Raw genomic sequence first — 6,911 nt, 5'->3', positions numbered from 1 at the left:
TCTGCCCGTCGAAGCCGGAGCGGATGATTTCTTCCTTGTGCGGACTGACGAGGTCCAGCCAGAACGATTCCGAGCGCGACGCATGCGTGAAGGCGGTGACGACCTGCGGATGGTAGCGCCGGCCGGCGTCATCCACGACCTTGCGCCGGATGTCGGCGCTCTGCTCGAGGATGTCGCCGCGCGGCCGCGGCAGGACCGCAACCCGGTCGGCCAGGTGCAGGACGTGGCTCAGCAAGGGCACCGCCGCGTTGTTGAACTCGCTGCCGCGGCGGTAGTTCCATTCGACATGGTGGTAGCGCACCGCTTCCGCCGCGCGGGCAAAGGGCGGAAAGTCACGCAGCAGCAGGTAGCCCTCGATGGCGTGTGTGTGCACGCTCTCTTCGAGCGTGGCGTCCAGCGGAACGTCGCCCGCGACAGCGTAATTCTGCAGCGACAGCCGCAGCGTACCGGACACGGCGCCGACATCGTGCAGCGCCCCCGCGAGGACGGCGTCCTGCCTCTCCTGCACCGGCAATCCGAGGGCATCCGCAATGCGGGCGGCGACGTAGGCCACGCGCATGTGGTGGTCCGACAGGTCCAGCGACAGCAGGTCGAGGGCCCGGGATACGCAGAGGATCAGGTCGAAGAAGCGGACATCAATGCTGCCACTGCTCATAAAGGCCTTCTTGCTGCTCCCTGCACTTAAGCCGCCATCTTCTTGATGGCGGTCGCCAGGTCCTTGTCGGCCTTCATGATGTGGTTGACCAGCCAGTTGCGCAGGAAGGTCGATACCTGCACGGACAGCATGCCGTTGCCGGCATTGAACTTGTTCTGCAGCTCGACGACTTCCCGGATCAGCTTGTCGTGATCCTGCTTGTGCGCCGCATAGCCGGGGTAGGCAATGCGCTGCATGTGGTCCTCTTCGCGCTTGAAGTGCTCGCGGGTGTAGCGGATCAGCTCGGCGAGAATCTTGCCGAGCACATCCTTGCCGTGCCCCGCCGCCATCGCGGTGTGCAGCTGGTTGACGAGGTCGACCAGCTTCTGGTGGTCCTGGTCGATGAAGGAATTGCCGACCTTGAGGTCTTCGGTGAGGGAAAAGTACGCCATGGTTGTTCTCTCCAGTGAGAATAACCACAGAATGATTGTGGTTATATAACTGGCGAAGGGTACTCGAGATTGATCTTTCTCAACCCTCCCATATCCATGGGATTTCCGGAATCGCTTGACTCAGGTCAAGCGACTGCGGCGGCTTGCGGCGCGTCGGCGAGCAGGACGCGGTCGCGTCCCGCGGCTTTCGCCTGGTACATCGCCTTGTCCGCGGCAGCGATCAGAGACGCCTCGTCGGTGCCGTGGAACGGGAAGCAGGCCACGCCGAACGAAGCGGTCACCGAACCGATGGTCTGCCCGCCAAAATCAACGCTTAGCGCTCGCACGCCGGCGCGCAGCTTTTCCGCACGCACGCCGGCATCCTGCAGGTCGCATTCGGGCATCAGGATGACCATCTCCTCGCCGCCGAAGCGGCACACGAGGTCGCCTTCGCGCACGCTGGACTTGATGTGCCCGGCAACCGCGCGCAATACCGCATCGCCCGCTTCATGCCCGTACCTGTCATTGACCGACTTGAAATGATCGATATCGATCATCACCAGCGACAGCGGGCATGACTTGCGGCGCGCACGCGACATTTCGCGGGACAGCGTTTCATCCATGTAGCGGCGATTGAACAAGTTGGTGAGCGGATCGACGATCGATTGCTGCTTGAGGACTTCCTTGAGCTTCGCATTCGACAAGACCAGCGCCAGCTGTTCCGCGAGCGCGGTCGCCAGCTCCGTGCGCCCTGGCGCCAGCGGCGCATCGGCGTCCTGCAACGCCGGCGCTTCGACCGTGATCAGCCCGATGATTTCCCCCTGTGCCGATAGCGGCAGGCAAAGCAGAAACTTATCCTGGCTCGCGCGGCGGTCGTGGTGGGGGCAATAGAGCGCGTCCCTGCCCTGCACCTGATGCACCCGGCCCAGGCGCAGTCCCCAGCATTCGTGCGGCTTGATGGCGTCCTTCGGATCGGACGGCTCCCCCCACTGCGAGGCCTTCTCCAAGAGGTTGCGGGAATTGCGGTACAGGAAAAGCTCCCCGGACGTACCCGGCAGGATCCTGGCCGTGAAGACGGACACGCTTTGCAGCGTCTCGGCCAGCGACATGGATGAATCCAGCGTGCGAACCATTTGCGCGAGCAGGGACAATTCCACGTTGCGGCGCCCGAGCTCGGCCATGCCCCCGCGCAGCTCGTTGCTCAGGCTTTGCAGTTCGATCGCGGTCGAGCGGTGGCGTTTGAGCAGCCGGAACAGGAAATGCAGGGCCACGGCGACAAGGAAGAGATCGATGACGGTGGCGGCCAATGTCGTGACGGCGGCAAGCTCGGCGTAATGCGCCGATTCCTGCCGCAGCTTGTCGCGCAGCGACTGCTCGACGGCAGTGACCGCGGCGACTTCGACGCGGATATCGTCCATGTACTGCTTGCCCCGGCCGGTGGAGACCGACGCCCGCGCCGCCTCATTGCCCTGCGAGCGCCGCAGCTCGATGCTGCGCGCCAGGTCGTCGAGCTTGCGCTGGATCGCGCCTTCGAAACGGTCGACGTCTACTGCGGCGTGGCCGGGGAGCGATGCGCGGCGCAGCGCCTCCTGGTCTTCCAGGCGCGCGACGGCCTTGTAGTACGGCTCCAGGAAAGACTCCTGGCCGGTAATGATGAAACCCCGCTGGCCGGACTCGGCATCCTTCATGAGCGAAAACGCTTCGGCAATGACGGCGATGCGGGTTTCGGATTCAAGCAGGGCGGCATGGAGCTGCCCCGCTTTCTCGGCGGTCTTGAAGGGGACGATCGCCGTGGCGGCCATCACCAGGATCGCGACCGCGATCATCAGTTTTATTCTTCGTTCGATTTTCATGCTTATCCGGAGGACAGGCGCAGCCGGGATTCCCGAAAGCCGGAAGCCGGCTTTCCCTGGAATGGGAACGCCCATCGCGGTTCCGCCTTGTCCAGGCTGCACCACCGCGTATTTCAGTTAAAAAGGCAATTTCCTTGCCAGCTTCGTCACGCTCAGATATTCCACTCCGGGGGAGGGCCGGGCGGGGCATGTGTGGCAAGCAGCGCGGCGAAGGCGGCGGCCTCGACCGGCTTGCTGAACAGGTAGCCCTGCATGCCGTGGCAGCCGTGCTGCGTGAGGAAGTGCTGCTGCTCCCTGGTCTCCACGCCTTCTGCCACCACCTGCAGGTGCAGGCTGCGGCCCAGCGCAATGACCGCCCGCGTGATTGCCGTGCCGCCTTCGTCCAGGCCGATGTCGCGCGTGAAGGACTGGTCGATCTTCAGCGTGTCGATCGGGAAGCGCTTGAGCTGCGACAGGCTCGAATACCCGGTGCCGAAGTCATCGATCGAGAAGCGCACGCCGATATCGCGCAATTCCTTCATGACCGAGACCACATGGTCAGGCCGGTCCATGATGACGCTCTCGGTGATCTCCAGTTCCAGCTGGGGCGCCGGCAGGCCCGTCTCGCGCAGCACCTGCTTTACCTGCGCCGCGAATCCGTCATGCTCGAACTGCTTGGCCGAGACATTGACGGCGACCACGAGTCCCGTGTGCCCTGCGGCCTGCCATTCCTGCGCCTGCCGGCACGCCTCGCGCATGACCCAGGCGCCGATCTCGATGATCTGCCCGGTCTCTTCGGCAATGGGAATGAACTTCGCCGGCGAAACGAGCCCGAGCTCGGGATGCCGCCAGCGCGCCAGCGCCTCCATGCCCTTGATCCGCCCGCTCGCCAGCTCGAGCTGCGGCTGGTAGAAAACCTGGAACTCCTTGCGCGCCATCGCCTGCCGCAGGCTGCTCTCGATCAGCAGGCGCTCGGTCGCCGCCTGGTTCATCTCTTCGCGGAAGAACTGGAAGCGTCCGCCGACGGCTTCCTTCGCGTGGTGAAGCGCAACGTCCGCATTCTTCAGCAAGACATCCGGCGTCTTGCCGTCGGACGGGAAAATGCTGATGCCGATGCAAGCGCTGGCGCTGACCTCGTGGCCTTCGAGGTCGAACGGCTGCGCCAGCGCCGCGAGCAGCTTCTCCGCCATCTCGGCTGCATCCTGCGCATCGTGGATGTCTTCCAGGATCACCGCGAACTCATCGCCGATATGGCGCGAGAGCGTGTCCGAAGTGCGGATCAAGGGTTGCCAGCGCGCCTTCACCCGCAGCAGCAACAGATCGCCGATGTGGTGCCCCAGCGAATCGTTGACGTGCGACAGGCGATCGAGATCGATCAGCATCAAGGCGACGCGGCTGTGGCGCCGCTCGGCGGTGTACACCGCCTGCTGCAGCCGGTCGCGCAGGAGCGCGCGGTTGGGCAGGCCGGTCAGCGGATCGAAGAAGGAAAGCTGCTCGATGCGGTCCTGCGCAATCTTGTAATGGGAAATGTCGGAGAAGATGCCGATGTAGTTGATCACCTCGCCCGCGCTGTCCAGCACGCGCTTGATCGACAGGTGCTCGGCGTACAGTTCGCCCGACTTGCGCCGGTTCCAGATCTCCCCGCTCCAGCTGCCGATGCTGTCGATCTCACGCCACATCGCCGCATAGAAGGCGGCGTCCTGCAGGCCCGAGCTGAGGATCACATGCGTCTTGCCGATGACTTCGCTCTCGTCGTAGCCGGTGATCGTGCTGAACGCGGGGTTGACCTTGACGATGCGTCGCCGCGCATCGGTCACGGTGATCCCCACGGCCGTATTGTTGAAGACCGTATCGGACAGTTGCAGCTTTTTCTCGACCAGCTTGTGCGCGGTGATGTCGGTATACGTCGTGACAAAGCCTGCCAGCCTGCCGCCCACCTGCATCGGCCGGCCGCACACCAGATGCACCTTGCCGTTCTGCCGGCGCCGCTCGAATTCGTGCGGCCTGAACTCCATCGCCAGCGCATGGAAGCGGGCCACATGCTCTTCCGGATCGCCCGGCCCGTACTCGCCGCGTTGCGCGGGAATGCGGATGAGATCGTCGAAGTAGGCGCCCTCGGCGAGCACTTCCGGCGGAAAGTTCAGCACCTCCGCCATGCCATCGTTCCAGTGCCGCAGGCGCAAGTTCTCGTCGAACACGCTGATCCCCTGCGGCAGGTGCTGCAGCACCGCCTTCAGGTAAGCACTCTCGCGCGCCAGTGCTTCGCTCACCGCGCGTTCGCGGGTGACATCGAGCATGACCCCGACCACCCCGCCGAGCGAGCCGTCTCCCTTCAGGTACACCGCCTTGTTGAAGGCCACATGGCGGCGCGTGCCATCGTGACACGTCACCGCCGCTTCGTACACCTGCGTGCCGCCGTGTGCGAACAGCTCGGCATCGGCGCGCGTGTGGATACGCGCCGTCTCCTCGGCCGCGATGTCGAACACTGTCTTGCCGATGAGATCCCGGCGCGCGATGCCCATGTATTCCTCGAACGCCCGGTTACAGCCCTGGTAGCGGCCCTCGGCATCCTTCCAGAAGATCGGGCTGCCGATCACCTCGCCCAGCTCGCGCAGGAACTGCGCCTGGTCGGCCAGATCCTGCTGCGCGCGCTTGAGGTCGCTGATGTCGATCATCACCCCGCCCAGGGAAACCGGCACGCCGTTCTCCACGCTCACCGTCACGGAATCGCGCAGCCACACGGCACGCCCGTCGGCCGCGAGCATGCGGTATTCGAACTCATGGTTGTGTCCGGCCCGGGTTTGCGACGCACAGAACGACATCACGCGTTCGCGGTCCTCCGGATGCACATGGCTTTCCCAGAAGCCCGGCACGCGCCACTCTGCCACCGGATAGCCGAGGATGCGCTCGGCGGCGGGGCTGACGTAGTTGAAGGTGAAGGTGGCGGGATCGGCTTCCCAGACGATGCCGTCGATGCGGTTCAGGAGATCTCGGAATCCTCCGCGGGGGAGGGCTTCGTCGTCGCGCATGCGTAGTGCAGGTGTCGATGCCATGGAAGCCTCCAGGGTGAAGTTGAGCCGAATCCCTGACAGAGCGCTTCATGCAACCGGACAGGACAATGTGCGTGGTTCTACGCAGCAAATATCATACCGGGGGCTTGATCTAAGTCAACTGTGGGAAACCCGTGGGGCTTCTTGGGTGCGGTGACTGGTTTTCTCGGGGATGGGAAAGAGGCCGTGAGGATAAGTGTGGGCGGGCGCTTTGCGTATCAATAGGGGAATCGTCCGTGCCTTCGTTCAGTCCGTGGGGGTGAAAAATTTGAGCGAGCTGCATGCTAGTAAGCGAAAAGATTTCACGCATTGCTGTTGTAGGTGTTAGACGAGCACGAGTGCGCGTGCGCCCGGTTGAGTCAGTCGTACTCCGACAATTCTTAACCTGGATACCGAGTAACTGTTCCTGCGCACCGCCCGCACTCTCTCAAAGAGCGCGCCGTGCATTCGAACGAAAGCGTGTTCGGTGCACTCCCTTTTTCTAACAGTGCGGAATTCCTGCTAATAGTCCGGCAGCCCAGTATTCATTGAACTATAGTTGCCATTTCATAAACAATCGCCTAGCTGTGAAGCATGAAATGGCCGACATCGAACCCTCTTGGAAAATTTTTCCATCTCGACCTCAAGTCTCAGTTTGCAGTCTGGTTAGTACCAAATTCGCGTCCTTGTCAGCAACCCGCCCAAACGAATTCCCCGTAAAGGAATCTCTAATCGGGCAACACGTTATTGGACATATTAAGGAAGGCTAAATATCGAAAATGATTTTTGAGAAAAAAATGAAGGAGCGCATGAACAAAAATTTGAATGCGATGTTCCTGATGTGCCCCCAATAAACAGTGCCACGGTGATCTAGTAAAGTTCGTTTTCAACAGGGAGAACGAACGTGAAGAAGCGATTTACCGACGAGCAGATCATCGGGTTTTTGAAGCAAGCAGAGGCGGGAGTGCCGGTGAAGGAACTGTGC

Annotated in this window: 5 protein-coding genes; 1 reads left to right on the top strand and 4 read right to left on the bottom strand. The window is 62.4% G+C overall.

Going from position 1 to position 6,911, the window contains the following annotated elements:
- The 4 genes from VFF99_RS00230 to VFF99_RS00215 all read right to left on the bottom strand — a co-directional run.
- Positions 1 to 655 (bottom strand): HD-GYP domain-containing protein (locus VFF99_RS00230; protein ID WP_325013896.1); only part of this gene is annotated, 655 nt, incomplete at its 3' end.
- A gap of 26 nt (positions 656 to 681) precedes the next feature.
- A complete protein-coding gene (locus VFF99_RS00225) occupies positions 682 to 1,086 on the bottom strand; it encodes a bacteriohemerythrin (RefSeq protein ID WP_325013894.1) in 405 nt (134 codons plus the stop codon).
- 125 nt (positions 1,087 to 1,211) lie between these two features.
- Positions 1,212 to 2,918 (bottom strand): diguanylate cyclase, encoded by a 1,707-nt coding sequence (locus VFF99_RS00220; RefSeq protein ID WP_325013892.1) that lies wholly within the window; start codon positions 2,916 to 2,918, stop codon positions 1,212 to 1,214.
- Between the two features lie 152 nt (positions 2,919 to 3,070).
- Positions 3,071 to 5,950, bottom strand: coding sequence for an EAL domain-containing protein (locus tag VFF99_RS00215; RefSeq protein ID WP_325013890.1), 2,880 nt, complete (start codon positions 5,948 to 5,950; stop codon positions 3,071 to 3,073).
- 880 nt (positions 5,951 to 6,830) lie between these two features.
- Between VFF99_RS00215 and VFF99_RS00210 the strand changes: the two genes are divergently transcribed.
- Positions 6,831 to 6,911: transposase (locus tag VFF99_RS00210; RefSeq protein WP_325013898.1), on the top strand; the 81-nt coding region annotated here is incomplete at its 3' end.

The sequence above is a fragment of the Noviherbaspirillum sp. genome, from assembly GCF_035654295.1.
GTDB lineage: Bacteria > Pseudomonadota > Gammaproteobacteria > Burkholderiales > Burkholderiaceae_D > Noviherbaspirillum.
Note: the sequence above shows the minus strand (reverse complement) of the source record. Positions and strands in the feature narration are given on the sequence as shown.

Coding starts and splice junctions, on each gene's coding strand:
- VFF99_RS00220 (WP_325013892.1), bottom strand. CDS start 2,918: ATGAAAATCGAACGAAGAATAAAACTGATGATCGCGGTCGCGATCCTG.
- VFF99_RS00225 (WP_325013894.1), bottom strand. CDS start 1,086: ATGGCGTACTTTTCCCTCACCGAAGACCTCAAGGTCGGCAATTCCTTC.
- VFF99_RS00215 (WP_325013890.1), bottom strand. CDS start 5,950: ATGGCATCGACACCTGCACTACGCATGCGCGACGACGAAGCCCTCCCC.